Consider the following 24,974-nt stretch of genomic DNA (forward strand, 5'->3'; position numbering starts at 1 on the left):
GCTGCGGGATAGCTGCGCCGCCGTAGGAAGTTAGACCCCTTTTCGCGAACTGCCAATGCCTACAGCCGGATTCGATCCGAACTTTGTCCTGAGGATGGGCAAAGCCTCCGCAAGCCCTTACCATGAGCGGCTGTCAGGGACGAGTCACAAACGCGCGAGAAGGCGGGGGCCACCATGCCGCGCAACGTTTTTTCCAGAAGGTCCTTCACCAGCGGTGCGGCCGCGGCCGCACTGGCGACCCCGGTCGCCCTGTCCACCTCGGGAGCGACGGTCACGGCGTCCGACGACAAACCCCAACCCCAGCCTCTCGGCGAGATCAAGCGGATCACCATGTACGTCGAGGCCATGCCGGACGGCCAGCTCGGCTACGGCCTCGAACCGGGCAAGCCCTCCATCCCCGGCCCGCTGCTGGAGATGTACGAGGGCGACAGCATGATGATCAAGCTGGTCAACAACCTCGACGTCGAGGCCAGCCTGCACGTCCACGGCGTCGACTACGACATCGACAACGACGGCACGCCGATGACGAACAGCGCGGTGCCGCCGGGCGGTTCGCGCGACTACGTCTGGCACTCGCACACCGCCGGCACCCGCCGCGACGGCACCATCCAGCCGGGCAGCGCGGGCTACTGGCACTACCACGACCACGCGGTCGGCACCCCGCACGGCTCCGGCGGCGTCAAGCGCGGACTGTACGGCGGCCTGATCGTCCGCCGGCGCGGCGACAAGCTGCCCGACAAGCAGTTCGTGATCGTCTTCAACGACAACACGATCAACAACGTCACCGGGCACGGGCCCGACTTCACCGCCACGCTCGGCGAGCGGTGCGAGATCATCATGATCACGCACGGCGAGTTCTACCACACGTTCCATGTCCACGGCCATCGCTGGGCGGACAACCGTACGGGCATGCTGACCAGCGTGGACGACCCGACACCGATCATCGACAACAAGATATGCGGACCCGGCGACTCGTTCGGCTTCCAGTTCATCGCGGGCGAACTGGTCGGCTCGGGGCGGTGGATGTACCACTGCCACGTCCAGAGCCACGCGGACATGGGCATGGCGGGCCTGCTGGTGGTGACGAACGCCAACGGCACGGTGGCCGGGACGCACAACGCGGAGGCGATGAAGGCCACCCGCGACGCACCCGCCCACGGCAGCCACGACACGAACTGAGCGCCGCGCACACCGCGCACCCCCGGCCTCGGCGCGCGCCGCACGACGGCGCGCACTGAGCCGTGGCGCGAACTGAGCTACGGCACGCGCCGAGCCACGACGCGAACCGAGCCACGACACGCGCCGAGCCACGAGACCGGCCGGCGGCCCCGCTGGGTGGGGCCGCCGGCTTTCGCATGCCCGCACACCCCCGTGGCGGACACCCGCGCACACTCCTGCTATCGTCATGAAAATGATTGTCATTACGAAGACAAGGAAGACGCTCGCCGCCGGCGTGGCGGCGATAGCCCTCGTGCTGGCCGGCGGGTGTGCGGAGAACGACGACGACCCGGGCGGCGGAAAGCCCGGCGCCGGCCGCGCGTCGGACGCGGCCGGCGGCGAGCAGGCCGGCGCCGACCGCTCGGGCTGGCCCGCGGAGAAGACCGCCCACGGCGCCCCCGAGCTGCGCGCCGTCGTCACCGAACAGGGCTCCGGCGCCGTCCGCGTCATCGGCCTCGCCGACGGCGGCACGGTGCGTACGCTGCGCGTCGAGGGCCAGTCCAGGCCCGTGAGGACCGAGGACGACACCCACGTCCTGCTGCCCCAGGGCGAGCAGGGCGTCACCCACCTCCTGGACGCCGGCATCCGCTGGGAGGACCACGGCGGCCACCAGGACGCGCACCACGAACGCCCCCGGGTCCTGGGCAGCCTGAAGGGCGAGTACCCCTCGCACGCCGTGCCGCACGGGGAGCACGTCACCGTCTTCGACGACGGCACCGGTACGGCCCGGGTGCTGCACGTCGGCGCGGAGGACGCGAGCACGGAACCGGAGCGCGAGCTGACGGCGGAAGGCCCGCACCACGGCGTCGCCGTGACCCTGGAGAACGGAGAGATGGCCGTCACCATCCCCGGCAAGACGGAGGAGGACCTGCCGGTCGGCGTACGGGTCCACGACGCGCACAACCGCGAACTCGCCGCCTTCCGCGACTGCCCCGAACTGCACGGCGAACACGCCGTCGGCGACGACCTGCTGCTCTTCGGCTGCCTGGACGGCGTGCTGGTGCTGGAGCGCGGCGACGGCGGCAAGTGGAAGGCCGACAAGATCCCCAACCCGGCCGGCAGCGGCGAGGAGGAGCGCGTCAGCTCCTTCGCCGGGCACAGCGGCGACGCCGTCCTCGGCACCTTCGGCGACGAGGCGGTGGCCGCGCTGGACCTCGGCGAGCGCACCATGCGCCGCGTCGAACTGCCCGCCGCGCGCGCCGCGTTCACCTGGGACCCGTACTGGGAGCGGGGCCTCGCGCTCACCGCGGACGGCGAGCTGCACGGGGTCGACCCGAAGGACGCGAAGGTCGTCGCCTCCTCGAAGGTGACCGAGCCGTTCGAGGTGTCGGAGGACTGGACCAAGAACCAGGCGGCGCTGGCGCCGGGCGAGGAGTCGGTGTACGTGACGGATCCGTTCACCGGCTCGCTGATCGAGGCGGAGGTGGCCAGTGACGGGTTCGAGGTGACGCGGACGATGGAGCTGGGCTTCACGCCGTACTCGCTGACGGTGCTGGGCATGGCCGGCTGAGAAAGGGGCACTCGGACCGCGGCGGCGGGACATCAGCGGACGGCGCGGTGTCCCGTCGCCGTGTCACCTGCCGCGCCGCCGTCCCTCCCCGCGGCGGCGCGGTGTCCCCCTCGCCGCGTCCGGTCGCGGTGCCGCGTCCGCCGTGTTCCTTCGCCGTGTACCTTCGCCGTGTTCCGACCCCGTTTTCCGTCGCCGTGTTCCGTCGCCGTGTTCCGCTGTTCGCCGCGGGATTGCCTCGCCGCCACGTACGGGCAGGATGGCCTCGCCATCATCGGGCGCCGGCCGGCGGCCGCCGCGGGGAGCACCCCGCCGTCCTGGCCGGCCCGCGAGGGAGAGGATCGATGCACATGAGGTACGTCAGAACGCTCGGCGTCACTGCCCTGGCCGCGGCCCTGCTCGGCACCGTCGCCGCCTCCGCCGCCCCCGCCGCGCGGCCCGGCGGCGACCACGGGACCGAGCGCGACGCCCCCGTCGTCGAGGCCGTCGCGAAGCTGGACCGCAACAGCAAGTGGGAGCTGGTCGAGAAGCTGCCGCTGGACTTCGAGACGTACCACCCGCAGGGCATGACCCGCGTCGGCGACCGGCTGTTCCTCTCCAGCGTCGAGGTCATCGAGCCGCCGGTGCGCTACCCGGAGCCCGTCGACGGCTACGACCGCAGCCCCGGCCGCGGCGTAGGCCACCTCTTCGTCCTCGACCTCAAGGGCCGGCTCCTGGAGGACATCACGCTGGGCGAGGGCGACATGTACCACCCCGGCGGCATCGACACCGACGGCCGCTCGGTCTGGGTCCCGGTCGCGGAGTACCGGCCCGACAGCGCCGCCGTCGTCTACCGGGTCGACGTCCGCACGCTGAAGGTGACCGAGGAGTTCCGGGTCGACGACCACGTCGGCGGCGTGGTGCCCGAGCCGCGCACCGGCAAGGTGCACGGCGTCTCGTGGGGCTCGCGGACCCTCTACACCTGGGACCGGCACGGCCGCCAGCTGCAGCGGCGCACGAACCAGAGCCACTTCGTCGACTACCAGGACTGCGCGTACGCCGACTCGCGCAAGATGCTCTGCACCGGCATCACCGGCTTCAAGAACGCCTCCGGCGCCGACTTCGAGCTGGGCGGCATCGCGACCATCGACCTGCGCACGTTCGACATCGAGCACGAGGTGCCGGTGCAGCTCTGGTCGACCGGCGGCCACGTCGCGACCCGCAACCCCGTGCTGCTGGAGGCGCTGCGCGGCGAAGGACTGCGCATGTGGGCGGCGCCCGACGACGGCGCCTCCCCCGCCGGCACGGAACTGCTGGTCTACGAGACCAGGCCCGCGAGCTGACGCCGGAATGCCGGGCACCGCGCCCCATCCCGTAAGATCCCGGACGACCGAGGGGGGCCTGCGCGGCCGGGGAGCCGCGCCGGCGACGACGGAACGGTGGGGCGCGGTGCACGGTGAGGGCGCGATACGCGACGGCGTAGCCGTACGCGGAAGCGGAACGGGACGCGGGGGCGGGCCCGTAGGCATACGGACGACTCACCCCGGGCAGTCGGGCCGCGCCGCGGGGGTGACCCCCGGTGCCTAGCCGCCCGGCATTCCTGCGGCCCGTACAACGCACCCGCGCCGGCGACATCGCCGGCTACACGGCCGCCGTGATCGCCCTCGTCGCGGGCGGCGCGATCTTCACCCGCTCCATCCTCACCTGGACCCGCGGCCCGGTGGTCGCGATCGCGGCGATCCTCCTGACCGGCTGGGCCGTCGACAAGGTACGCGCCCGGCGGCACCCCGGGGACGACGAGCCGGACGGCGGCCCGGAGGACGGCCGGGACGGCGGCGAGGGGGAAGACCGGTGAGCTGGGCGGCACATGAGCTGGAGAGCTACATCCTCCACAAGCACACCAAGGTCAAGGTCTCGTACCTGGCGATCCTCCTCGGCTGCTTCCTGCCCGACATGGGCACCAAGGGCACCGTCTACGGCTTCGAGATAGGCAGCTTCTCCTTCAAGCCGGAGAACGCCTGGGACTACCACCGCGGCTGGCCGGGCGTCGGCTTCACCCACACGCTGGTGTGGGGCGTGGTGCTGGCGCTGGCCGTGCTGCTGATCTTCAAGAGCCGCGAGTGGGCGCTCGGTCTGCTGATCGGCCAGTGGGCGCACGTGCTGACCGACTGCTTCGACAGCGTCGGCGTGATGCTCTTCTTCCCCTTCACCGACCAGCACTACTCGACGGGCATGTGGGCGTACGCGGCGCAGGAGGGCCGCTACGGGGACGCCGCCGCGTACTACGGCAGTCTGGGCCTGGCCTGGGACCTGTTCTGGCTGGCGATGCTCGCGTACAACTACCGCTCCCTGACCGCCAAGTACTTCAAGCAGCACGTCTATCCGGCGGACCCCGCCTGGGGCTGGCTGCGCCACCGCGTCGGCCTGTCCGACCGCTTCCTGCTGGCGCTCTACCACGCCTACTTCCTCTACGGCGCGTGCCGGATCTTCGCCTGGACCATCTGGGCGCAGGCGTCCGAGGACGCCCCGATGGACTGGAAGTGGGGCGGCCCGTACTGGGTCGACAAGGCGACGGTGGAGCATCCGCCGGTGACGGAGTTCCTGGCGAACACCCTGGTGGGGCTGACGGGCCTGGTGGCGTTCTGCTGGGTGGTGTGGCTCGCGGTGGGGCGGCGGCTGTGGCTGCGCACGCCGCCGTACGCGGAGGTGGAGTTCGTCCGCACCTCGGTGCCCCGGCCGCGCTACTCGGAGGAGAACGACGGGGACGGAGAGCGCTCGGGCGACGAGGACAGGGACGACGAGGCTTCCGCGGACGTGGACGCCGACGCGGAGCCGGTGCGGCAGAGCCCGGACCGCGCGTAGAGGGAGACGCGGGCGCCCCGGACGCTCCGGGTCCCGCACTCCCTGAAGTGCGCGCGCAGCACGGCACGTTTGGCCGCCTCGCCGGGCTCGGCGTCGAGCGGCTGCCCGGGCGGGTCGCGCAGCACGACGATCCGGTCGGCGGCCAGCAGCCGGGCGCGGATGTGCGCGGCGGGCAGCTCCGCGCCGTACAGGGTGCGGGAGTCGGCGGCGGACGCGGCGAGCGCGAGGTCGACGAGCCCGTCGTACGCCCCGGGCGCACCGTGCAGCCACACGCGCCGCCGGGCGGGCAGGAACAGCAGCCCGTCGCCGGGCCTGCTCTGCGCCTGGACGGCGCGGGCGACAGCGGAGACGTCGTCCAGCCGGCTGGCGGGCGTACGCAGGTGGAACGTCGCCGGCAGCGGCGCGACGAGAACGGCGACCACGGCCACGGCCGTCACGCGCCGCCGGGTGCGCGGTCCCGCGGCCCTGCCGGGGCGGCGGTGCCGGTGGCGGGGTGGCGGTCCCGGGCCGGGTCGTGCACCCCGGCGCGTAACGCCGCGTCGAGCGCCGCCCCGGCGAGGAGCGCGACGCCGGCCGCGGCGGCGGCCGTCGCCAGTACGGAGGGCATCCGGAGCGCGAGGAGGCCGCCGTCCCAGAGGCCGAAGACGCCGTGCATCAGCAGGTAGTAGAGGCCGTGCACGGCGTCGAAGTGCGGCAGCGTCTGCCACAGCGCGGTCAGGTCGCGGTGGGCCATCTCGTACGTGACGGCCTCGTCGCGCCACATCGTGCCCTGCCGGCCGAGGACCCACAGCCCCAGGACGAGCGCGAGCGCGGCCGGTGCGAGGACGAGGGGCGCGGTGGCCACGCCGCGGCCCGGCGCCCGAGCGGCTTCGGCGAGGGCGGTGGCGGCCGGGCGGTGGCCCGGGGGCTCCGCGTCGGGGACGGGGGTGAGGCTGCGGTGCTGGACGGTGGCGACGGCGGGCACCGGCGGGAGCGAGGACAGGACTCCCCGGAGTCCGGCGGCCACCCGTTTGACGGGCAGCCCCCACTCGACCGGCCTATCGATTCGGCCGGCGTGATAGGGGGGCGGGGACGCGATGGGTCGCCGGGAAAAGGCGCTGGATCCGGCCGCCGGACCGGTGCAGCGGTTCGCGTACATGCTGCGCATGCTGCGGCACGAGGCGGGCGCGCCTACGTACCGCAAGCCGGCCGGGCGCGCCGGTTACTCCGCCCCGGTCCTCCCCGCCGCCGCGCCCGGCGAGCGCCTGCCGGTGGGCCCGTTGCCGATGGCCCCGCCACCGGCCCGATCAGGGCGCCGGGCTCGGGGGGTCGGAGGGCTCCGATGGGGGTTCGCCTTCTGGTTTGCCTGCGAGGCGCTTCGCGATGCGTTCGCGCATCCCCGGCATGCCGAAGCCCAGCGGGTCGATCTTCTGGTCCGTCCACTCCTTGTGGCCGATCACCGACTTCGCCTGCCAGCCGTGGGCCCGGCACAGCGCCGCCGAGGCCCGCTCGGCGGCCTCCAACTGCGCGTCGGGCCAGGGGTCCTCGCCGTCGCCGAGGTTGATGCACTCGAAGCCGTAGAACCGCGCGTTGCCGTCCGTGTTCTGCTCGTTGGGCGACGGCGGGCGCTCCCCGTACCGCTCGGTTATCACCGCGCGCAGCACCTCGTCGTCGCCCAGCCCCGCGTGGTTCGCCCGGCCGTGGCCGACGAGGTGGACCCGGCCGCTCTTGTCGATGACGCCGTGGCAGAGCGGGCCCGGCAGGTCGGGCCTGCCGCGGTAGCAGAGGCGGACGCTGTCGTCCGTGCCGGACGTGGCCGTGTGGTGGACGACCACGCCGTGCACCGGGCCCCACGGGCCCACGTGGTTGCGATTGTGCGTGCGCCATTCGCCGTGCTCGACGATCGTCAGCCCCTCGCGCTCCAGCGCGCGCAGCACGACGGCGGCGGACAGTGGTTCTGCCATGCGAGCAACCCCCCGGTTTTCTCTGGCTGGTGACGTCGGTCAGTGCCGGCCTTCGGCGCCGTCACGCACTCATCGTAAATCCTTCATCACTCTCCGTAAAGGGGTCGGCGCCCCGTCCGTCTCCGGGCCACCGTGCGCCCGTCCAGGCGCCCTGTGCGCCCAGGCGGACCGGCCGTAGCGTCGTGCACCGGCGGCAATTCCTGCGGAGAGGACGGCTCGTGGAGGTATCGACGTTCCTGGCGCGGAAGCTCGCGCGACGCTTCCGTACGTACGACACGGACGGCGACGGCTACGTCGACCGCGCGGACTTCGAGCGCGCCGCCCGCCAACTGGGCGAGGAGTTCGGCCACGGCCCCGACTCGCCGGCGCGGCGCCGGGTGGAGGAACTGTGCCTCGGGGTGTGGGAGCGGCTCGTACGGGCCGCGGACAGGGACGGGGACGGGCGGGTCGACCAGGCCGAGTACGCGGCGGCGTTCGCCGCCGGGCTGCTGGAGACGCCGGAGGACTTCGCCGCGGGGTACGGGGAGTTCCTGGAGGCGATCATGGCGATCGCCGACGTGGACGGCGACGGCGCGCTCGACCGAGAGGAGCACGTGCGCTGGACGGGCGCGCTGATGAACCTCCCGGCGCACGACGCGCGCGAGGTCTTCCGCCGGCTGGACACCGACGGGGACGGCCGCGTCACCACCGCCGACCTGCTCGCGGCCATCAGGGACTACTACTTCGACGACGACCCCGCCTCGGCCGGAAGCTGGCTCCTGGGCCCCCTCGACCCCGCCTGACACCCGGCCGGGGCCGCCGGGTTCACCCCCGGCCCGTACGGCACCGGGGGCAGCCCGCCCGTACGGCGCGGGCGGCAGCGGCGGGCGGCGAGCGGCCGACCGGTCAGTCCACGCCGATCAGCCGCAGCAGCGCAGCCGTGGCCGCCGCGGCGACCACCACGACCACGAACGGAGCCCGCCGCCACGCCAGGACGCCGCCGACCGCGACGCCCGCCGGCCGCGCGACCCCCGCGAAGCCGCCGTCGTCCAGCAGCGCCTGCGTGCCGACCAGGGCGGTGAGCAGCACGATGGCCGCGACGGTCATCAGCCGCTCCGCCCGCGGCTCCAGACGTACGCGGGAGCGCAGCGCGGGGCCGGCGAAGCGGAAGGCGAACGTGCCGGCGCCGAGCACGAAGACGGCGAGCACCAGGGTCGTCGTGCTCACGGCACCCGCTCCTCGTCGTACGAACCGGCCCCGGGCTCGTCGTCACCGCCACCCGGCACCCCGCCCCCGGGCGGCACACCGCCAGGCACGCCGCCTTCGGGCACCGGACTCCCCACCGGACCGCCCTCCGCCACCGCACCGCTCCCCTTCTCCCGCGCCGCCTCGCCGCCGGCACCCGCCACCGCGAGCCCCGCCAGCGCCAGCAGCACCGGCACCCCCGCCGGCAGGAACGGCGCCGCCGCCAGCGCGACGCCCACCCCCACCAGCGCCGCCCGCCGCGTACCCGCCTCGCGCAGCGACGGCAGCACCAGCGCCAGCAGCACCGCGGGGAACGCCGCGTCCAGCCCGAAGGCGTCCGTGTCGCTCACCGCCGTACCGCCCAGCGCACCGAGCACCACCCCCGCGTTCCAGCAGACGAACAGCCCCACGCCGCAGGCCCAGTACGCCGCCCGCCGCCGCACCGGGTCCCGCTGGGCCAGCGCGAACGCCACGGTCTCGTCGATCATCAGATGGCTGCCGGCGAGCCGCCGCAGCCTCCCGCCGCCCAGCGCGTCGCCGACGGTGAAGCCGAACGGTACGTGCCGCGCGTTGACCAGCAGCCCGGCCGCGACCGCCGCCAGCGCCGTACCACCGGAGGCGACGATGCCGACGAACATGAACTGCGCCGCCCCCGCGAAGACCACCACCGACAGCAGCACCGGCAGCCACAGCGGCAGCCCCTCGCCGACCGCGATGGCCCCGAACGAGACGCCGACCAGGGTGTCGGCGGCGCAGACGAGCGCGATGTCGCGGGCGAGGTCGCCGCGCAGGGTTCGCCATATCGAACGCATGACTGCCATGCTGAACATCCGCTACTCTGTTCGTCAAGCCGAATAAACGACCGACAGAGCGAACGGAGCGCCATGGTCCCGAGCGGCGGAGCCCCCCTCGACGCCATCGCCGCGTCGCTCCAGCGCGAGCGCCGCCGTACGGGGCTGACGCTGACGGAGCTGGCCCGCCGCGCGGGCATCGCCAAGTCGACGCTCTCCCAACTGGAGTCCGGCACCGGCAATCCGAGCGTGGAGACCCTGTGGGCGCTCAGCGTCGCGCTCGACGTGCCCTTCTCCCGGCTGGTCGAGCCGCCCCGCCCGCGGGTGCAGGTCATACGCCGCGGCGAGGGCCCGTCCGTGCCCTCCGAGCACGCCGACTACGCCGCGACGCTGCTCGCCTCCTCCCCCGCCCACGCCCGCCGGGACATCTACCTCGTCACCGTCCAGCCCGGCACCCCGCGCCGCTCGGATCCGCACTCACCCGGCGTCGTGGAGCACGTCATAGTCAGCAGCGGGCACGCGCGCGTGGGCCTGGCGGAGGAGCCGGTCGACCTGGAGCCGGGCGACTACGCCTCGTACCCCGCCGACGTCCCGCACGTCTTCGAGGCCCTGGCGCCGGACACGGTCGCCGTCCTCGTCTCCGAGCACGACTGACGCCCCGCCCCGCCGGCCGACTGACCCAGCCAGCCGCCGGACCTCACACGGGCGCCAGGTAGCCGTGCTCCAGCAGCCAGGTGACGTTCAGCCGCTGTCCCTCGCCCGGGTCGAGGAACACCGGGTCCAGCTTGATCTGCTCGCCCCCGCCGGGCTGCTCGAACCACGGCGCGACCGCCCCCTGCCAGACCCAGAACGGCTTGGAGACCTGGTAGACGCGGTAATCGCAGGGGGCGCCGGGGTCGCATGTGTTGAGGTTCTGCGGTGGCAGCGCGCGCTCGGCGTAGCGGTCGCCTGCGGGGGCGAGGTAGCCGCCGTACTCCGAGCCGAAGCGGTCGAGCAACTGCCCGGCCTCCAGCCGCGTCGCCTCCCGGTCGACGGTGCCGTTGACCTCGGCGAAGCCGTCGTGCGGCGGGTACTTCCAGGTGCCGCCCTCGGCGGGGCCCGTCCAGTACTTCTCCAGGAACGCGGCGGGCGTGAGCGAACCGGTAGGACGCCAGCCCTGCAGCAGCGGCCCCACCCGCGGCTCCCACCGGTCCGGCAGGTGCTCGGGCCCCAGCCGGGCGTCGCCGAGCCGCTCGCCGGTGCAGACGCGCTCGGCCCGCAGGGAGGCCCCCACGGCGGGCGCGGGCACGGCGGCCGCACGGCCGGCGGCCGGGGGGTGGACGGCCGAGGGGTGGGTCGCGGGGTCGGGGTGGCCGGCGGCGACCGCCGCGGCGGGAACGCCGCCGGCCAGCCCTGCGGCGGCGACGAGGACGGCAAGTGCCGTGCGTACGGTGCGGGTTCGCGTCACGGTGGGGGTTCGCGTCACGGTGGGGCCCTTCGCGCTCGGCGGTCGGCGGCCCCACCATGATCCGCAGGGCGGGCGGCGGGCCCGAGACCAACACGCGCGCCACCGCCCGCCCTTCGGGTGAAGCGGGCGCACCCAGGCGGCGTACGGAACCGGTGGGCGCGCGGTCGTCCGCCGCCGTCAGTCGCGGGGCGGTATGCCCAGGTCCGCGAGGAGTTTGCGGACCCGCTGCTCGATCTCGTCCCGCAGCGGCCGCACCTCCTCCGCCGCCGCCCACCCGCGCGGATCGGCGAGCGGCCAGTCCACGTACCGCTTGCCGGGGAACACCGGGCAGGCGTCCCCGCAGCCCATCGTGACGATCACGTCCGCCGCCCTGACCACCTCGTCCGTCCACGCCGTGGGGAACTCCCCGGAGATGTCGATCCCCCGCTCCCCCATCACGGCCACCGCCGCCGCGTTGGCCGAGGCACCGGGCGCGGACCCCGCCGACCAGGCCACCGCGCGGTTCCCCGCCAGCCGGGCCATCAGGCCCATCGCCATCAGGCTGCGCCCGGCGTTGTGCACGCACAGGAAGAGCACGACCGGCCGCCCGTCGCCGCTCACCCCCTCCACCCGGGCCAGCGCATGCAGCCGGCGGCGCGCGTAGCGCTCGGTGAGGCGCGGGAGGTCGTCCGGCGGAGCGCCGCGTACCGCTATGTCCCCGTACGCGCCGTACAGGAACCGCTCGATGGTCTGCTCGCCGAACACCCCCTGGAACTCCGCCCGTAACCTCTTGGCGGCGGTGTGCAGCGCGAGCCGGTGACCGGCTCTGGGATCGGGTCGTGCCTGGCCCCCGGGGTCGCTCATCGCCGGATTATGGTCCCTCCGGGCCGCGCGCACACCCGGAACGGCCCGGTCACCGGTCCCGGGAGTGACAGCGGGGGCACGTTCGACGCTGTACGGGGTAGGCAATGCCGCGGGCGGGCCGGAAGGGACTGCGCGCCGCGGCACACCGGAGGAAGCGAAGGACCATGACCGAGGCACCGCAGGGGAGCGACCCCTCGACCACTCAGCGGGCGCTGGAGGCACTGGCGACCGACGCCAAGGACCCGGCGGCGCTGCACGCGCTGGCCCACAGCGAAGTCCTCGTGCCCGTGCCGGACGAGGGACCGGGCCCGCCGGAGGGGGGCGCGGAGCAGGAGCGGGCCGGAGCCGAGGAGAGCATGATGCTGCCGGTGATGGAGCAGCCGAACGGCGACCGGCTCGTGCCCGTCTTCACGTCCGAGTCCCGGATGGGGCACGCGCTGCCCTCCGTCGACAAGTACCGCAAGCTGCCGCTGGTGCTCCTGGCCAACGCCTGGCCGTCGGACGAGGTGTATCTGACCATCGACACCGGCAGTCCCGGCGCGCTGACGCTGAGCGCCGCGGGCGTACGCACCCTCCTCGGCCGCTCCGGCGGCTGACCCCGCGCCCCGGCGCCCTCACGGCCCCGGCGCCCTCACGGCCCCGGCGGCGGGCGCCACGCCTCCCGGTACCCGGGGTGGCGCTGGTACGGCAGCGCCAGCGTCGCCACGACGTGGATCACCGCCGTCGCACAACCGTCCAGCCGGGCCGCCTCCAGCGCCTCGGCCGGCTCGACGCCGAGGCCGGCGGCGGACCGCTCGGCGATCCTGCGGCCCGCCTCGTCGGCCATGAGGGACCACCGCTCGCAGTTGTCCACGACGGCCTGCTTGGCGTTCAGCTCGGCGACCTCCCGATGCCAGTGCTGCAACCGCTGCTCGACGGCGGTTCTGCGCTGCTCCGCGTACCGCTCGCGGAGGAACGCGACCAGATCGCGGGCGCGGTGGGCGGGCTCGTGGAAACCGTTGTTCATGTCTGCGGCGCTGACGGTTCACACCTCCCCATGTCGGGACTCCCGTAGTTCAGCGTCGCCGTGTGGAAAGGTGTCACACCGCACCAGCCGGAGCGGGCGCTTCCGCGTGGGAGCGGAGGCGCCCGCCGCCGGAGGCCGCGGCCCGCGAAGCCTCAGCCGAGCGACCGGGACCTGTCGGTGCACAGCGCCCAGATCACGAAGATGCCGATCGCGATGTTCACGATCGCCCACACCGGCAGGTACGGCAGCCACGCGAAGTTGGCGATCACCGCCAGGGCGGCCAGCGCGACGCCCAGCAGCCGGGCCCACTCGTTGCCCATGAGAATGCCCAGGCCCGCCGCGGCGACGACGCCGAGGATCAGGTGGATCCAGCCCCAGGTCGTCAGGTCGAACTTGAACACGTAGTCGCCCTGCCGGGCGTACACGTCGTCGTGGGCGATGCCCGCGATGCCCTGGAACACGGCGAGGACGCCGTACACCAGCATCAGCACCCCGGCGAACACCGTGCCCCCTGTCGCCCAGGGGCTGCCGCCGCGGTTCGGTGGGGTGGGGCTCGACGGCGTCGTGTCGTGGGAGGAGGCGGTGGGGGAGGTCATCGGAACACGCTCCTTGCCGAGGGCCGCCGGGGGTGGCCAGGAGTCCCAGCATCACGCCGGGGCCGCGGGCGGACGATCCCGTGACGGCCGTTCGGGTGAACGCCCGGGGGCCTCAGCCCCGCCCCGCAGACCGCCCACCCCCGTGCCGCCGCCCCCTGCCGTGCCGCCGTCTGCCGCTGGTCCGCCCCTCGCCCAGTGACCGGCGCAGCCGGCGGCTCAGCGCCGTCGCCGCGGCGGTGAGGAAGACGAAGCTGTACGTGATCTGCCCCATCACCAGGATCCGGGCCGTCTGCCCACGCGCGGTGATGTCGCCGTAGCCGACGGTCGCCACGGTCGCGACCGTGAAGTACAGGGCATCGACCCGGGTCCGCAGCCCGTGGAACTCCGCCGAATGCTGGGCGATCCCGTTGTACGCGGCGGAGAAAACCAGGAGCGAGGCGATCATCAGAAGCGGGATGGTGACCCCCGGGCGGGCGCGCGGCACCTCCATCAGCACCGCCCGGATCTCGCGGAGCAGCAAGAGGGTCACCGCGCTGAGCGCCAGCGCGAAGAGCGTCCAGCTCAGCTCGGGTCTCTCCGCGCCCAGCAGGTGCAGAGGCAGCAGGAAGTACGCGACGACCATGAGCGCCACGGGTACGACCTCGCGCAGCCAGGCGAGCAGAGGGTCCCGGCGGCGCTCCGGGCCGCGGTCCGGGCCGCCGTCCCGGTCACCGCCCCGGACGCCGTCCTCGTCGTCGTCGCGCGGACCCTTCACGCCCGTAGGACGACGATCGCCTCGTCCGTGTACGTCAGGAACGTCAGCGTCTCGTGCAGGTAGAGCTGCACCGTCTTCGCGTCGTGCGCGGTGTACCCGATGGCCAGGTCCTCGCCGAGGCGCAGCTCGAAGTCGCCGCCGCGGGTGGACAGCGCGAGCCCGCCGGTCATCGCCGGGGCCCAGATCAGCTCGCCGTCCAGCAGCCGGGAGATGTGCTGGGCGACCGGATAGCCGTGGTCGGCGGTCTCGCTCACCGCCGTGTACACGTCCGCCCCCAGCAGCAGCGAGTACGGGCCGTCCACGCCGGCCAGCCGCAGCGCGGAGAGCGCCTGGCTGACGGTGTCGGGGTAGTCGCGGACCTCGGCGGGCAGGCTCAGCTCGGGCAGCGAGCTGCGCATGCGCAGGCCCTCGACGCCGGCGGCCGCGTACCCGTCGGCGATCATCCGGTCCTCGGCGAACGCGGCGGTGCGGGCGGCGTCCTTGACCGGCTGCCAGTCGGAGTCCCGGGAGCCGCGCTCCACGTCGTCCACGGCGTCGCGGCTGACGGTGAACGGCACCCGCAGCTCGATCAGCGACTGCGCCGCGCGCAGCCGCGCGGTCGCGCCGGGCGCGGGCGGGGCGATCTCCTCCAGGTGCCCGGTGCCGACGGCGGCCAGCTCGGGGCCCTCGGGGCCGGTGACGTCGACGACGCGGCGGCCCGCGACATGGCGGCGGAAGGTGCGCCGGGCCTCCTCCTCGATCTCCGCCCAGGCCGCCTGGGTGATCGGAGCGAGTTCGCGGTGCAGGTTGTTCATCGTGCGGGTGCTCCTTTGAGGCCGCCGATCCCCAGCGAGCCGTCACCGGCGCCCTGCGGGTCGGGTACGGGGGCCGGGGCGACGGGGTCCGGAACGACGGTCGCCGCCGCGCCGAGGGCGGCCGGCAGGTCGGGGAGGTCGTCGAGGAAGCCGGCCGCGGGGGCGAAGAACAGGCAGCCGGTCACGGCCGTGGAGAAGTCCAGGATCCGGTCGTACGTCCCGGGCGGGCGGCCGAGGAACATGTTCTCCAGCATCTCCTCCAGCACCCCGGGCTCGCGCGCGTAGCCGATGAAGTACGTGCCGAACTCGCCGTCGCCGACGGAGCCGAACGGCATGTTGTCCCGTACGACCTGGCGCTCCTCGCCGCCGGGGCCCGTGATCGTGTTGAGCGCGACGTGCGAGTCGCCGGGCTGCGCCTCCTCCGGCAGCTCGGTGTTGCCCAGCTTGGTGCGCCCGATGACCCGCTCCTGCTCCTCGGTGCTCAGCGCCTCCCAGGCTTCGAGGTCGTGCACGTACTTCTGCACCATCACGTAGCTGCCGCCGGCGAACCGCGGGTCCTCGGGTCCCGTGAACACCGCGGCGCCCGCGGCCTGTCCGACCGGGTTCTCGGTGCCGTCGACGAAGCCGAGCAGGTCGCGCATGTCGTAGTACTTGAAGCCGTGCACCTCGTCGGCGACCGCGACGGCGTCGCCGAGCCGGGCGCGCAGCCGTCTGGCCAGCTCGAAGCAGAGGTCCATGCGCCGGGAGCGGATGTGGAAGAGCACGTCGCCCGGGGTGGCGACGGCGCGGTGGTGCTCGCCCGCCAGCTCGCGGAACGGGTGCAGCCCGGCCGGGCGCGGGCCCAGGAAGAGCCGGCCCCAGACGGCGGCGCCGATGCCAGCGACGCACGTCAGATCGTCGTCGGGGGCGCCGAAGCCCACGGCGCGCTGGAGCGCGGGGAGGTCTGCGAGTACGTCGCGGATCGTGTCCTCGCCGCCGGGCGCGACGGTGACGACGAGGAACACCGCGGCGGTGGCGGGCGGAGCCAGCACGGGCTGGGGTTCGGGCACGGTCCCTCCTGGTCACGGGGGCATTCGTGACGATACGGGACGTACCGGACAGCGCAATCCGGCGGCGGGCCGCGTTCACCCGCCCGTGCGGCGGGGAGTCGTACGGGGGACCTTCGCCCGGTCAGCCCGACAGGAGGTCGTACTCGCGGATCAGCCAGCAGACCGCCGTCAGCCGCAGCACCGCGAAGTCGTATCCGGCCGGCTCGCGCCAGTCGCTCTCGGCCAGCACGTCGGTGAACCCGACCACGTAGTCCGTCAGGTCCTCGCGGCGCATCTGCTGCGGCGCGCAGACGCGCTCGATCCGCTGCGGGAGGAGGTCGCGCCAGGGGCGGCGCTGCCGGGGCACGAGCGCATCGCGTACGGCGGCCGCGTGCTGGTCGACGGCCGCGACGAGCCCCGGCTCGAAAGCGAACTCCGACAGCCGGGGCAGGTACCTGGCGGCGACGGCGGTCAGCGGGCAGCCGACGGCTTCATCCCCGGGTCCTCCCACGTTCACCGGTCGACTGTAACCCGGATCCCGCGGACCTCCCGCCGTGAGGTACGCCCCACCCCCCAGGCCCCGCGCGCGGGCGGTGTTTCCAACCCGGCGGTCCGCCGCTATGCTCCGGCAACGCATGGGAGCGCTCCCAAATCCCGCACACCTCCCACCCGGAGACCTCCGTCTCCGGCAGACGCGACAAGGACGGACCACCATGCGCGTACGCATCCTGCGCCGATGGCGCCGCACCACCCTGGCCGGCCTCCTCGGCGCCGGCCTCGCCCTCGCCGGCCTCGCCACCGCCGCCCCCGCGGCGGAGTCGCCCTCAGGACGAGGCACCCCGCACGCCGCCGCCGCACTGCCCGGGCCCCTGTACGTCGACCCCGATTCCCAGGTCCGGCGGTGGACCGCGGCCAACCCCGGCGACTGGCGGCAGCCGGTCATCGCCGACCGCATCGCCTCCCAGCCGCAGGCCCGCTGGCTCTCCCAGTACAACCCCGGCACCGTGCAGCAGGAGGTCGCCGGCTACATGTCCGCCGCCGGCGATGCCCTGCCCGTCCTCTCCGTCTACGGCATCCCCAACCGCGACTGCGGCGGCGCCAGCTCCGGCGGCGCCCCCGACCTGCCCTCGTACCAGAACTGGATCCGGCTCATCGCCGCCGGCCTCGGCGACCACCCCGTGGTGATCATCCTGGAGACCGACGCGCTCGCCCTGGAGGACTGCCTCGACCAGGCGGGCCGCGACGCCCGGCACGCGGCGCTGCGGCAGGCCGTCACCACCCTGAAGTCCGCCGGCCCGCAGACCCACGTCTACCTCGACGGCGGCCACTCCGCCTGGCACTCCCCCGGCGACCAGGCCGCCCGGCTGGCGGCCTCCGGGGTCGCGGAGGCGGACGGCGTGTTCACCAACGTCTCCAACTTCCGCACCACGGCGGAGGAAATCGCGTACGGCAAGCAGATCCTGGCCGCCCTCGGCGACCCGGACCTCAGCCTGGTCGTGGACACCAGCCGCAACGGCAACGGCTCCAACGGCCAGTGGTGCGACCCCTCAGGACGCGCGCTGGGCGCGGAACCGACGCTCGCGACCGGGGACGACGCCGTGGACGCGCTGCTGTGGGTCAAGCCGCCCGGCGAGGCGGACGGCTGCGCGGCGCGGGCGGGGCAGTTCGTCCCCGACCTCGCGTACGCGCTGGCGACCAACTGAGCCTGCTCGCCACCGGCCGGCGTTCAGCCGGGCCGGTCCGGGTCGGCCGCCACCGACCCGGACCGGACCCGGCCCTCAGGGGTGGCTCTCAGGGATAGATCAGCGGCTCGTAGCCCGCGCGCACGTCGGACTCCGAGGACTTGACGTACACCTCGGACGGCGGGCCGGTGTCGACGCCGTAGTACGTGTACTCCAGCACGGCCGGGCAACTGGCGCCGCCGATCTCGACGGTGGTCTTCTTCGCCAGCTTGCCGGTGCGCAGCTCGTAGACCCGGACGGGGATCTCCCGGTTCTTGAAGGCCACGTTGACGGAGCCGCCGATGGCTATGTCGTCCTCGTACGGGCAGTTCGCCACCGTGGCGCCGTGCTTCGACGAGCCCGCGCAGATGATCGCCACCGCGTCCTTCGGGTCCTTCGCCAGCCAGGAGGACGGGAGCTTCGAGCGGTGCTTGCTCTGGCCGACGAGCATCGCGCGGTGCGGTCCTTCGCCGCGGTAGGGCTTGGCGCCGCGGTACGGGGCCGGGTTGTCGCAGTACGCGGGCTTCTCGCCGTACTCGCCGGGCTTCAGCAGGCCGCGTACCTTGTCGAGCTGGATGGCCAGGTCCGCGCGCTCGACCCCGTCCTTCGCCGCACCGGCCAGCTCGCTGTCGGGGTACTCGTCGAGGAGCTGCTCGTACTGCGTGCGGGCCTGCTTCCAGGTGTCGTCGGCCATCAGCGCGTCGCCGCAGTCGACGATCGCGGCGGGCGCGACCTCGGGCACGACGTCGGCGGCGCGCGCCAGGCCGTCGTCACCGGCCTCGTTGGCGCCGAGCCAGTCGGTGACCTCCTTGGTCTGGCAGGCGTCGTCGGTGGGCAGCGCGCCGAGGAACCCGTCGAGCGCCTCGTCGACGTCGCCGCTGCGGTCCTCGCCGCCGTCGGCGTCGCGGCCCCCGTACTCCTTGAGGACGGTGGCGAGATGGCCGAAACCCGCACTCAGCGCGTCGGTGTCGCCGGTCAGTCCTGCGTCCAGCTCGTCCTCGGCCTGGGCGAGGAGGAGATCGGCCCGGCGGCCGGCGGCGCCGTCCCAGAGCGCGCCGGGATGGTCGGCGTACGCCTTGAGGGTGCGGGCGCCGCGTATGCGGTCGTCCTCCGCCTGGCGCTCTGCCTTGAGCAGCAGCTCGCACGCCTCGGTGCCGTCCTCGGCACGAGCGGTCAGCGGGGCGTCGGCGAGGCGGTGGCCGAACCAGAGTCCTTCGAGATCGGAGACGGCCTGGGCGCACTCGCCGGCGCGGTGGGCGTCGGCCGCGTTGCCCTCGATCCGGGAGGCGTCGAGGCGCAGGGCGGTGCAGGCGAGGAGGACGGGGAGGGCGACGAGGAGGGCGACGAGGCGGTCACGGCGCACGTTCGCGGGAAGGACGGGGGGTGTGGCGGGCGGCGGGGGCGCGTCGGCGGGCTCGGCTACGGCCGGCTGCGCGGGCTCCGTCGGCTGCGACTCCGTGGCCTGCGGGGATGCCTCCGGTGCGGCCCCGCCGCGGCGGGGCAGGCGGCCCCCGGCGAGATACCAGCCGTGCACCGTGACGCCGATCCACCACGCCAGCACGACGGCCTGGAACCACGCGTTCCGTCCGGCCGTCGCCAGCAGGATGACGAGCACGACCGACACACCCGCGGTGCCGAGCGCGATCCGGGGCCTGCGGAGCATCCCGTAACCGATGCCCAGCAGCGAGGCGTTGGCGAGCCCGACGGCGTACGGGTCCCGGGCCCGTACGGGCACGGGCGCCAGCTCGAACACGGGGCGGTCGGGTCCGAACGCGAGGATGTCGGGTTCGGTGGGCTGCTGCCCGGAGTCCGCGGTCCTTTCGGGTTCGGAGGGCGGCTCGCTGGGCATCGGGGGAAACGCTTCCATCGTGATCCCTTTCTCGGGCGAGCCACCGGCGGGCCTTCCCCATCTTTCGGCACCGGAGCCGGGAGGGGTCCCGGAACACCCGCCCCCCGGCGGGCACATGAGCCGCCAGGAGGATCGTGACCCATCGCGGCCCCGCCGAACAGGCAGAACCCGGCCTTGCCGCGGGTCACGGAAGCGCACCCTGCGCCGCGCGCCCCTCGCGGGGCGGGTGCGCCGAGTGGGGCCGATGACGACTTGCGGAGTGCGCTTGCGGGGGCGTAAGAGCCGCGGCGGATGTGCCGCAGCGCGCGCTGCGGCACATCCGCCGCCCAGGTATGGTCCCGGTCCCGCGTATGCGGACCGTGTACGCGCTACGGGCCCGCCCGGCCCGCCGCGCCTTTCTGCCGGCGCACCCGCCGTGCGCCTTACTCCGCCGTCAGCGCCTGGACAAGACCTTCCAGCCCGTCGAAGAGCCAGTCGAACGCGTCCGTCGCCGCCGGCGGATCGCCGGCCTGCCGCGGGACGTACGCCGTGCGCAGCCCGTTCTCCTGCGCCGCCCGCAGGTCCCAGGCGTGGGCGGCGACCATCAGCACCCGCTCGGGTGGGCAGCCGGCGGCCTGGGCGGCGAGCCGGTAGACCTCGGGCGCCGGCTTGTAGGCCCGTACCGCCGCGCCCGACAGAGCCTGGTGCCAGCGCAGCCCGCCGTGTGCGGCGAGATGGAGCAGCGCGGGGCCGGAGGCGTTGGAGAGTCCGGCGACGGGGAAGTGCCGGGCGATGCGGTCGAGTCCGGCGGCGGAGTCGGGCCACGGGGGCAGCCGCCGGGTGGCCGTGGCCAGCCGGTCGACGGCCGCCTGGTCGGTGACGCCGGCGCGTGCGGCCACCATTTCGGCGGCTTCGCGGTCGACGGTCTCGCTGTCGGCGTACGGGCGCTCGCCCCGGGCCATCCGCGCCTGCTCGGTCTCGACGTGCCGCTGCCACAGGGCGAGGAGTTCGCCTGCCGCCGTGTCGTCGGCGGCGGGCGCGGCGGCGCGGATCTCCGCGCGCAGCCCGCCGGGTTCGTCGACGAGCGTGCCGAGGACGTCGAAGACGACGACCTGGGCGTCGCGGATCTCGGACATGTGTCTCTCCTGTTCGCGGCGGGGCTGTCGTGATCGACAACAACGCCACCGGCCGGCCCATGCCCGTAGGAGGGGAAGAGATGTCGTCACGCGGGCGCACATTCCGTTTACAGCCGTGAAATCCCGCGCTACCTTCAATGGGAGCGCTCCCATTGACCTGTTCACGACGAATGTGAGACCCCCCGCCAGGTCGGTCGCCCGCCCCGGCCCCGGGCCCGGGCCCCGTGCTCGGGGACGGCCCGGCGGCCCGGCACGCGCACCGAGGTCGCGGGCTCTCGCGTCAGCGCTCAGGGAGAACCCGAAGGAGACCATGACCATGGCTGTCCAACGACTCGTCCGCGCCGCACGATCGCTCCGCCTCCGGCGCACGCTCGCACTCGCCGGGGTCGCGGGCGTCGCGACCGCCGCACTGGCGGTGCCCACGCCCGCGTCGGCCCACGGCGTCGCGATGGTGCCCGGCTCGCGCACGTTCCTGTGCTACAAGGACCTGATCGCGAACAGTTCCACGCAGATGCCGCAGAACCCGGCGTGCAAGGCGGCGGTGCAGTCCGCCGGTACGACGCCGCTGTACAACTGGTTCGCCGTGCTGGACTCCAACGCCGGCGGGCGCGCCCAGGGCTACGTACCGGACGGCAAGCTCTGCAGCGCCGGCGACCGCAGCCCGTACAACTTCTCGCCGTACAACGCGGCCCGCACCGACTGGCCGCTCACGCACCTCACCTCCGGCTCGAACATCAACCTGCAGTACAGCAACTGGGCGCACCACCCGGGCCGGTTCGAGGTCTACATCACCAACAACGGCTGGAGCCCGTCCAAGACGCTGGCCTGGGGCGACCTGACGCACCTGCAGACGGTCACCAACCCGCCGCAGGCGGGCGGCGCGGGCTCGGACGGCGGGCACTACTACTGGAACCTGCAACTGCCGCAGCGCAGCGGGCAGCACATGCTGTTCATCCAGTGGATCCGCTCGGACAGCCAGGAGAACTTCTTCTCCTGCTCGGACGTCGTCTTCGACGGCGGCAACGGCGAGGTCACCGGGCTGACGCCGGGCGCGATGTCGGCGGACGAGGTCAAGGCGCTGGGCGCGGGCCAGGAGAACACCAAGGCCGACCCGGTCAAGGGCGCGCACGGCGACCACGGCGCGGCCGCGCCGAAGGCGCAGGCGGTGGAGACGCTGAACGAGGGCGAGTCGAACCTGGCCGCCTCGTCGGACGGCTCCTCGGCGGTGCTGCCGGCGGCGCTGGCGGGCGCGGGTGCGGTGATCTTCGCGGGCGGCGCGCTGGTGTACAACCAGCGCCGGAACGGCCCGGGGAGGCAGCAGGCCTGACGGCGGCGACGGGGGCGGTACGGACGGCGGCGCCGAGGGCGCCGCGGGGCGGGGCGACCACGGGGGCGCCCGGCCTTGCGAAGGACCCCGCGACCCGGGCCGACGGGCCCGGGCCGCGGGTCGCACTCCTTTGAGACTCCCGGGCCCGGCCGTCGTACCCCGTACGCACGCTCGGGGCCCTAGCCCTCCGACTCCGCCCCGTGCAGACGCAGCACTCCCACGCGCAGGGCTTCCGCCGCCGCGGCCGGGGTCATCCGGCCGGCGGCGACCTCCGCCCCTGCCGCGTGGCCGAGGGCGACGGTGGCGGCGGCCAGCCAGTGCGGCTCGGCGTCGCGCGCGAACTCCCCCGACTCCTGGCCGCGGCGGGCGATCCGCTCCAGCCGGTCGGTGATCGGCCGGTGCTGCTCGTCCTCCTGCCGGCGGTCCGCGGGGGGCGGCTCCGCGTGCCGGAGGCCGGGGTAGCGGTCGGCGATCTCCCAGCTCACGTCGAGCAGCCGCAGCAGACCCGTGGCGGCGGGGAGTTCGTCGAGGCGGGCGGCGTCGAGCGCAGCGTCGGTCTCCGCGGTGACGCGGTCGAAGACGGCGGTGAGCACCTCGTTGCGCGAGGGGTAGTGGGCGTAGACGGTCTGGCGGGTGACGCCCGCGGCGGCGGCGATGGCCTCGACGCTGGCCTCCGGCCGCTCGCCGAGCAGCCGGACCGCGGCGTCGACGATGGCGGACCTGCTGCGCTCGGCGTCGGCGCGGCGGCGGCGCGGGGCGGGGCGGTGGCCCGCGGACTCGGCGGGTTCGCTGGATCCCTTGGACGGCAAAATCTTACACCTTGTCAAAGTTAGATCGGGCACTATATCTTACGGAGTGTAAGAGATAGCGCCCTGCGGGTGCTACGTCGCCGTGCGCGCGGGCTCGCCCTCGCCACCGGGGGGAGCGAGATGACAGACACAGCCCGCCAGTTCATGGCCGAGTTCTTCACCTCTTTCACGCGGGAGATCACGGCGGACGGCAGCGACCCGGGCCCGGTCGTCGACCGTTACTACACGCCGGACATCGTGCAGACGGCCGACGGGATCCGCATCGACCGGGAGCGGCTGGTGGCGCACATCCGCCCGGTCCGTAAGAACCTGGCGGACTTCGCCTTCGAGGTGCACGAGGCGCTGCGGGACGGGGAGCGGATCGCCGCCCGCTTCACCATCCACGCCACGGACCGCAGGGGCCGGCGGACGGCCACGGAGGTCCATCTCTTCGGCGAGCTGGCCCCGGACGGCCGGATACGCAGGACACACCAGCTCAGCAGGACCATCAAGGACCCGGGGGCGGACGGGAAGAGCCCGCGCGGGAAAGCGGCGGGCAAGGAGGGGGACGGCCCGTGATCGAGACCCGTCACACCGTGCTGGGCATGGTGTGCAGTCACTGCGCGGACATCGTCGGCGAGGAGATCGGCCGGGTCCCGGGCGTCACGGACGTGCGCGTGGACATAGCGGCCGAGACCGTGGTCGTACGGGCGGACCGCCCGGTGCCGCGGGCGCACATCCACGCCGCCGTGGAGGAAGCGGGCTACACGCCTGGCCCACCCCCGCCCGAACCACCCGCGACACCACGGAGTTAGCCCGTGCCGATCCGTATCCTCACCACCGTCGCCCTGCTCTCCGCCGGGCTGCTCGCCGGGGCGTTCGGCTACGGCGCGGTGAACCTCGGCCCGACGTTCGACGCCGTGCCGCTGGAGACCCGCCTGTCGTTCCACGCCGAGCTGATGAAGATGAACTCGCCCGTGATGCAGACGGCGATGACGCTCACCGTGCTCAGCGCGCTCGCCCTCGCCCTGCTGCACCGCGGCCGCGAGCGGGTGCCGGCCGCCGGGGCCACGCTGCTGGCGCTGGCCTCGTTCCTCATCACCCGGTTCGGCAACGTCCCGATCAACTCCGGCATCAAGAAGTGGGCCGCCTCCTCGGCCCCCGCCGACCACGCGGAGATACTCCGGCGCTGGGACCTCTACAACAACCTGCGGACGCTCACCGCGGTCGCCGCCTTCGCCCTGCTCATAACGCTCGCCCTGCGCCGTCGCGCCGCACGCCCCGCGGACGCGGCGGACGCGGCGGCGCCCCCGGAGCGGACCCCGGGGGTGCCGGCGCACTCGCCAGCCCCCGAGCCGTTGTGTGACCGCGGAGCCCAGGCAGGGCCAGACGGCACCGTTGAACTCGGTCGCCTGATCGAGGTGCCAGCCGGGCGCGAGGACGGTGGCCGCGAAGCGGACCGCGGAGGTCGACGCCCGCGATGCTGACCGTCAAGGTCGCCGCCCGCACCACGAGTCGTTTCCCGCGGCCCGTAAGTCCATACACACGAGCCCTCCGCCCCGTCAGACCCCCGCCCCCGGCGGGGTGTCGTCGCCGGAGCGGTTCGCGGGACCGGCCGCGCCCGGCCCGCCCGCCTCGTCCTCCCCGTCCGGCCCGGGGCCGGCGACCCGCTCCACCTCGGCCGCCCACTCGTCGACGTGCGCGACGAAGTCGTCGACCATCCGGTGGAACAGTTCCGCGAGCGTCCGCAGGTCCTCCGGCGACCACTCCGCCAGCGCCCCCTGCATCCCCCGGCACGCCACCGCGCGGATGCGCCCGATCGCCTCACGCCCGGCGTCGGTGAGCTGGATGCGCTGCGCCCGGCGGTCGTCCGGATCCGGGACGCGGGAGACGTAGGCCGCCTTCTGCAACTGCTGCACCTGCCGCGTCACGTGCGACGCCTCCACCCCCAGCCGGTCCGCCAGCTCGCCCAGGCGCAGCGGCTCGGAGTCGTCGATCTGCCGCAGCAGCGCCACCGCCGCCCGGTCCAGCGGCACCTCGGCCAGCGCCATCAGCCGGTCGTGCTGCCGCGCCCGGCTGCTCAGATACGCGATGCGGCTGAGGGCACGCTCGATCTCGGCCACATCCGAGGAGACGTGAGTGGCTTCAGGCGGCCGGACAGACATGGGGATCACTTTAACCT

Annotated in this window: 27 protein-coding genes and 3 pseudogenes; 13 read left to right on the forward strand and 17 right to left on the reverse strand. The window is 74.0% G+C overall.

The genetic code is table 11. The annotated features are described in order from the left end of the window. The first annotated feature begins 174 nt into the window (after positions 1 to 174). The 5 genes from OG946_RS09610 to OG946_RS09630 all read left to right on the forward strand — a co-directional run bounded on the left by OG946_RS09610 (position 175) and on the right by OG946_RS09630 (position 5,566). Complete coding sequence (locus OG946_RS09610; protein WP_326795715.1) at positions 175 to 1,179, forward strand: multicopper oxidase domain-containing protein; 1,005 nt, start codon at positions 175 to 177, stop codon at positions 1,177 to 1,179. A gap of 232 nt (positions 1,180 to 1,411) precedes the next feature. Then, complete coding sequence (locus tag OG946_RS09615; protein ID WP_326795716.1) at positions 1,412 to 2,728, forward strand: hypothetical protein; 1,317 nt, start codon at positions 1,412 to 1,414, stop codon at positions 2,726 to 2,728. Positions 2,729 to 3,075: 347 nt separating this feature from the next. Beyond that, complete coding sequence (locus OG946_RS09620) at positions 3,076 to 4,047, forward strand: DUF6454 family protein (protein WP_326795717.1); 972 nt, start codon at positions 3,076 to 3,078, stop codon at positions 4,045 to 4,047. 236 nt (positions 4,048 to 4,283) lie between these two features. Beyond that, positions 4,284 to 4,559 carry a hypothetical protein gene (locus OG946_RS09625; protein WP_326795718.1) on the forward strand — a complete coding sequence of 92 codons (276 nt, stop codon included), beginning with the start codon at positions 4,284 to 4,286 and terminating at the stop codon, positions 4,557 to 4,559. Next, complete coding sequence (locus tag OG946_RS09630) at positions 4,556 to 5,566, forward strand: metal-dependent hydrolase (RefSeq protein ID WP_326795719.1); 1,011 nt, start codon at positions 4,556 to 4,558, stop codon at positions 5,564 to 5,566. Before OG946_RS09625 ends, OG946_RS09630 begins: the two co-directional genes overlap by 4 nt. A 433-nt stretch (positions 5,567 to 5,999) precedes the next feature. Here the strand turns inward: OG946_RS09630 and OG946_RS09635 are convergent, their stop codons facing one another. Both OG946_RS09635 and OG946_RS09640 read right to left on the reverse strand, forming a co-directional pair. Next, positions 6,000 to 6,572, reverse strand: a complete 573-nt coding sequence (locus OG946_RS09635) for a hypothetical protein (RefSeq protein ID WP_326795720.1) — start codon at positions 6,570 to 6,572, stop codon at positions 6,000 to 6,002. Positions 6,573 to 6,861: 289 nt separating this feature from the next. Then, a pseudogene (locus OG946_RS09640) lies at positions 6,862 to 7,509 on the reverse strand (peptidoglycan recognition protein family protein); the annotation flags it as partial. A 218-nt stretch (positions 7,510 to 7,727) separates the two neighbouring features. On the opposite strand from OG946_RS09640, the gene OG946_RS09645 reads away from it, so the two are divergent. Beyond that, positions 7,728 to 8,291 (forward strand): EF-hand domain-containing protein, encoded by a 564-nt coding sequence (locus OG946_RS09645; protein WP_326795721.1) that lies wholly within the window; start codon positions 7,728 to 7,730, stop codon positions 8,289 to 8,291. Positions 8,292 to 8,394: 103 nt separating this feature from the next. On the opposite strand, the gene OG946_RS09650 is transcribed toward OG946_RS09645, so the two are convergent. Both OG946_RS09650 and OG946_RS09655 read right to left on the reverse strand, forming a co-directional pair. Continuing rightward, the gene (locus tag OG946_RS09650) at positions 8,395 to 8,715 is read right to left on the reverse strand and encodes an AzlD domain-containing protein (protein ID WP_326795722.1); all 321 of its coding nucleotides are present in this window, start codon (positions 8,713 to 8,715) and stop codon (positions 8,395 to 8,397) included. Then, the gene (locus OG946_RS09655) at positions 8,712 to 9,545 is read right to left on the reverse strand and encodes an AzlC family ABC transporter permease (RefSeq protein ID WP_326795723.1); all 834 of its coding nucleotides are present in this window, start codon (positions 9,543 to 9,545) and stop codon (positions 8,712 to 8,714) included. The genes OG946_RS09650 and OG946_RS09655 overlap by 4 nt, the downstream gene beginning before the upstream one ends. A 72-nt stretch (positions 9,546 to 9,617) precedes the next feature. On the opposite strand from OG946_RS09655, the gene OG946_RS09660 reads away from it, so the two are divergent. Then, entirely contained in the window at positions 9,618 to 10,178 is a 561-nt protein-coding gene (locus tag OG946_RS09660) for a helix-turn-helix domain-containing protein (RefSeq protein WP_326795724.1), read from the forward strand. 43 nt (positions 10,179 to 10,221) lie between these two features. Here the strand turns inward: OG946_RS09660 and OG946_RS09665 are convergent, their stop codons facing one another. Both OG946_RS09665 and OG946_RS09670 read right to left on the reverse strand, forming a co-directional pair. Next, positions 10,222 to 10,971, reverse strand: a complete 750-nt coding sequence (locus OG946_RS09665) for a TNT domain-containing protein (protein WP_326800195.1) — start codon at positions 10,969 to 10,971, stop codon at positions 10,222 to 10,224. A 177-nt stretch (positions 10,972 to 11,148) separates the two neighbouring features. Beyond that, the gene (locus OG946_RS09670) at positions 11,149 to 11,814 is read right to left on the reverse strand and encodes an arsenate reductase/protein-tyrosine-phosphatase family protein (protein ID WP_326795725.1); all 666 of its coding nucleotides are present in this window, start codon (positions 11,812 to 11,814) and stop codon (positions 11,149 to 11,151) included. Positions 11,815 to 11,978: 164 nt separating this feature from the next. Between OG946_RS09670 and OG946_RS09675 the strand changes: the two genes are divergently transcribed. Further along, positions 11,979 to 12,410, forward strand: a complete 432-nt coding sequence (locus tag OG946_RS09675) for an SseB family protein (RefSeq protein ID WP_326795726.1) — start codon at positions 11,979 to 11,981, stop codon at positions 12,408 to 12,410. Positions 12,411 to 12,445: 35 nt separating this feature from the next. On the opposite strand, the gene OG946_RS09680 is transcribed toward OG946_RS09675, so the two are convergent. The 6 genes from OG946_RS09680 to OG946_RS09705 all read right to left on the reverse strand — a co-directional run bounded on the left by OG946_RS09680 (position 12,446) and on the right by OG946_RS09705 (position 16,509). Further along, entirely contained in the window at positions 12,446 to 12,820 is a 375-nt protein-coding gene (locus OG946_RS09680) for a DUF6221 family protein (RefSeq protein ID WP_326795727.1), read from the reverse strand. Positions 12,821 to 12,972: 152 nt separating this feature from the next. Beyond that, positions 12,973 to 13,416, reverse strand: a complete 444-nt coding sequence (locus OG946_RS09685; protein ID WP_326795728.1) for a DUF7144 family membrane protein — start codon at positions 13,414 to 13,416, stop codon at positions 12,973 to 12,975. Positions 13,417 to 13,528: 112 nt separating this feature from the next. Further along, positions 13,529 to 14,170 carry a potassium channel family protein gene (locus OG946_RS09690; RefSeq protein ID WP_326795729.1) on the reverse strand — a complete coding sequence of 214 codons (642 nt, stop codon included), beginning with the start codon at positions 14,168 to 14,170 and terminating at the stop codon, positions 13,529 to 13,531. After that, positions 14,167 to 14,964, reverse strand: a complete 798-nt coding sequence (locus OG946_RS09695; protein ID WP_326795730.1) for a family 1 encapsulin nanocompartment shell protein — start codon at positions 14,962 to 14,964, stop codon at positions 14,167 to 14,169. Before OG946_RS09695 ends, OG946_RS09690 begins: the two co-directional genes overlap by 4 nt. After that, complete coding sequence (locus OG946_RS09700; RefSeq protein ID WP_326795731.1) at positions 14,961 to 16,013, reverse strand: Dyp-type peroxidase; 1,053 nt, start codon at positions 16,011 to 16,013, stop codon at positions 14,961 to 14,963. The genes OG946_RS09695 and OG946_RS09700 overlap by 4 nt, the downstream gene beginning before the upstream one ends. Positions 16,014 to 16,134: 121 nt before the next feature. Further along, positions 16,135 to 16,509, reverse strand: coding sequence for a DUF6401 family natural product biosynthesis protein (locus tag OG946_RS09705; RefSeq protein ID WP_326795732.1), 375 nt, complete (start codon positions 16,507 to 16,509; stop codon positions 16,135 to 16,137). Positions 16,510 to 16,705: 196 nt separating this feature from the next. Between OG946_RS09705 and OG946_RS09710 the strand changes: the two genes are divergently transcribed. After that, entirely contained in the window at positions 16,706 to 17,695 is a 990-nt protein-coding gene (locus OG946_RS09710) for a glycoside hydrolase family 6 protein (protein WP_326795733.1), read from the forward strand. A gap of 88 nt (positions 17,696 to 17,783) precedes the next feature. Here OG946_RS09710 and OG946_RS09715 read toward each other — a convergent pair whose 3' ends face one another. After that, positions 17,784 to 19,580 carry a tetratricopeptide repeat protein gene (locus OG946_RS09715; protein WP_326795734.1) on the reverse strand — a complete coding sequence of 599 codons (1,797 nt, stop codon included), beginning with the start codon at positions 19,578 to 19,580 and terminating at the stop codon, positions 17,784 to 17,786. 404 nt (positions 19,581 to 19,984) lie between these two features. Further along, positions 19,985 to 20,677: a haloacid dehalogenase type II gene (locus tag OG946_RS09720; protein ID WP_326795735.1), complete on the reverse strand. Its 693-nt coding sequence runs from the start codon at positions 20,675 to 20,677 to the stop codon at positions 19,985 to 19,987. A gap of 310 nt (positions 20,678 to 20,987) precedes the next feature. Here OG946_RS09720 and OG946_RS09725 point away from each other — a divergent pair, with 310 nt between their 5' ends. Next, positions 20,988 to 22,004 carry a lytic polysaccharide monooxygenase auxiliary activity family 9 protein gene (locus OG946_RS09725; RefSeq protein ID WP_326795736.1) on the forward strand — a complete coding sequence of 339 codons (1,017 nt, stop codon included), beginning with the start codon at positions 20,988 to 20,990 and terminating at the stop codon, positions 22,002 to 22,004. A 179-nt stretch (positions 22,005 to 22,183) separates the two neighbouring features. Here OG946_RS09725 and OG946_RS09730 read toward each other — a convergent pair whose 3' ends face one another. After that, the gene (locus tag OG946_RS09730) at positions 22,184 to 22,813 is read right to left on the reverse strand and encodes a TetR/AcrR family transcriptional regulator (RefSeq protein ID WP_326795737.1); all 630 of its coding nucleotides are present in this window, start codon (positions 22,811 to 22,813) and stop codon (positions 22,184 to 22,186) included. Positions 22,814 to 22,933: 120 nt separating this feature from the next. On the opposite strand from OG946_RS09730, the gene OG946_RS09735 reads away from it, so the two are divergent. The 3 genes and pseudogenes from OG946_RS09735 to OG946_RS09745 form a co-directional block, all read left to right on the forward strand. Beyond that, entirely contained in the window at positions 22,934 to 23,371 is a 438-nt protein-coding gene (locus OG946_RS09735) for a nuclear transport factor 2 family protein (RefSeq protein ID WP_326795738.1), read from the forward strand. Continuing rightward, entirely contained in the window at positions 23,368 to 23,607 is a 240-nt protein-coding gene (locus OG946_RS09740; RefSeq protein WP_326795739.1) for a heavy-metal-associated domain-containing protein, read from the forward strand. Before OG946_RS09735 ends, OG946_RS09740 begins: the two co-directional genes overlap by 4 nt. A gap of 165 nt (positions 23,608 to 23,772) precedes the next feature. Continuing rightward, a pseudogene (locus OG946_RS09745) lies at positions 23,773 to 24,024 on the forward strand (anthrone oxygenase family protein); the annotation flags it as partial. Between the two features lie 132 nt (positions 24,025 to 24,156). Here the strand turns inward: OG946_RS09745 and OG946_RS09750 are convergent. Beyond that, positions 24,157 to 24,240 (reverse strand): annotated as a pseudogene (locus tag OG946_RS09750) (ADP-ribosylglycohydrolase family protein); the annotation flags it as partial. Between the two features lie 114 nt (positions 24,241 to 24,354). After that, positions 24,355 to 24,957 carry a MarR family winged helix-turn-helix transcriptional regulator gene (locus OG946_RS09755; RefSeq protein ID WP_326795740.1) on the reverse strand — a complete coding sequence of 201 codons (603 nt, stop codon included), beginning with the start codon at positions 24,955 to 24,957 and terminating at the stop codon, positions 24,355 to 24,357. Between the last annotated feature and the right edge of the window lie 17 nt (positions 24,958 to 24,974).

Source organism: Streptomyces sp. NBC_01808, from assembly GCF_035917395.1.
GTDB lineage: Bacteria > Actinomycetota > Actinomycetes > Streptomycetales > Streptomycetaceae > Streptomyces.

What these genes read in the sequence shown, in the direction of transcription:
- OG946_RS09610 (WP_326795715.1), top strand. Translation starts at nt 175, where the DNA reads ATGCCGCGCAACGTTTTTTCCAGAAGGTCCTTCACCAGCGGTGCGGCC.
- OG946_RS09615 (WP_326795716.1), top strand. Translation starts at nt 1,412, where the DNA reads ATGATTGTCATTACGAAGACAAGGAAGACGCTCGCCGCCGGCGTGGCG.
- OG946_RS09620 (WP_326795717.1), top strand. Translation starts at nt 3,076, where the DNA reads ATGAGGTACGTCAGAACGCTCGGCGTCACTGCCCTGGCCGCGGCCCTG.
- OG946_RS09655 (WP_326795723.1), bottom strand. Translation starts at nt 9,545, where the DNA reads ATGCGTTCGATATGGCGAACCCTGCGCGGCGACCTCGCCCGCGACATC.
- OG946_RS09660 (WP_326795724.1), top strand. Translation starts at nt 9,618, where the DNA reads ATGGTCCCGAGCGGCGGAGCCCCCCTCGACGCCATCGCCGCGTCGCTC.
- OG946_RS09670 (WP_326795725.1), bottom strand. Translation starts at nt 11,814, where the DNA reads ATGAGCGACCCCGGGGGCCAGGCACGACCCGATCCCAGAGCCGGTCAC.
- OG946_RS09675 (WP_326795726.1), top strand. Translation starts at nt 11,979, where the DNA reads ATGACCGAGGCACCGCAGGGGAGCGACCCCTCGACCACTCAGCGGGCG.
- OG946_RS09680 (WP_326795727.1), bottom strand. Translation starts at nt 12,820, where the DNA reads ATGAACAACGGTTTCCACGAGCCCGCCCACCGCGCCCGCGATCTGGTC.
- OG946_RS09685 (WP_326795728.1), bottom strand. Translation starts at nt 13,416, where the DNA reads ATGACCTCCCCCACCGCCTCCTCCCACGACACGACGCCGTCGAGCCCC.
- OG946_RS09695 (WP_326795730.1), bottom strand. Translation starts at nt 14,964, where the DNA reads ATGAACAACCTGCACCGCGAACTCGCTCCGATCACCCAGGCGGCCTGG.
- OG946_RS09710 (WP_326795733.1), top strand. Translation starts at nt 16,706, where the DNA reads ATGCGCGTACGCATCCTGCGCCGATGGCGCCGCACCACCCTGGCCGGC.
- OG946_RS09715 (WP_326795734.1), bottom strand. Translation starts at nt 19,580, where the DNA reads ATGGAAGCGTTTCCCCCGATGCCCAGCGAGCCGCCCTCCGAACCCGAA.
- OG946_RS09720 (WP_326795735.1), bottom strand. Translation starts at nt 20,677, where the DNA reads ATGTCCGAGATCCGCGACGCCCAGGTCGTCGTCTTCGACGTCCTCGGC.
- OG946_RS09725 (WP_326795736.1), top strand. Translation starts at nt 20,988, where the DNA reads ATGACCATGGCTGTCCAACGACTCGTCCGCGCCGCACGATCGCTCCGC.
- OG946_RS09735 (WP_326795738.1), top strand. Translation starts at nt 22,934, where the DNA reads ATGACAGACACAGCCCGCCAGTTCATGGCCGAGTTCTTCACCTCTTTC.
- OG946_RS09755 (WP_326795740.1), bottom strand. Translation starts at nt 24,957, where the DNA reads ATGTCTGTCCGGCCGCCTGAAGCCACTCACGTCTCCTCGGATGTGGCC.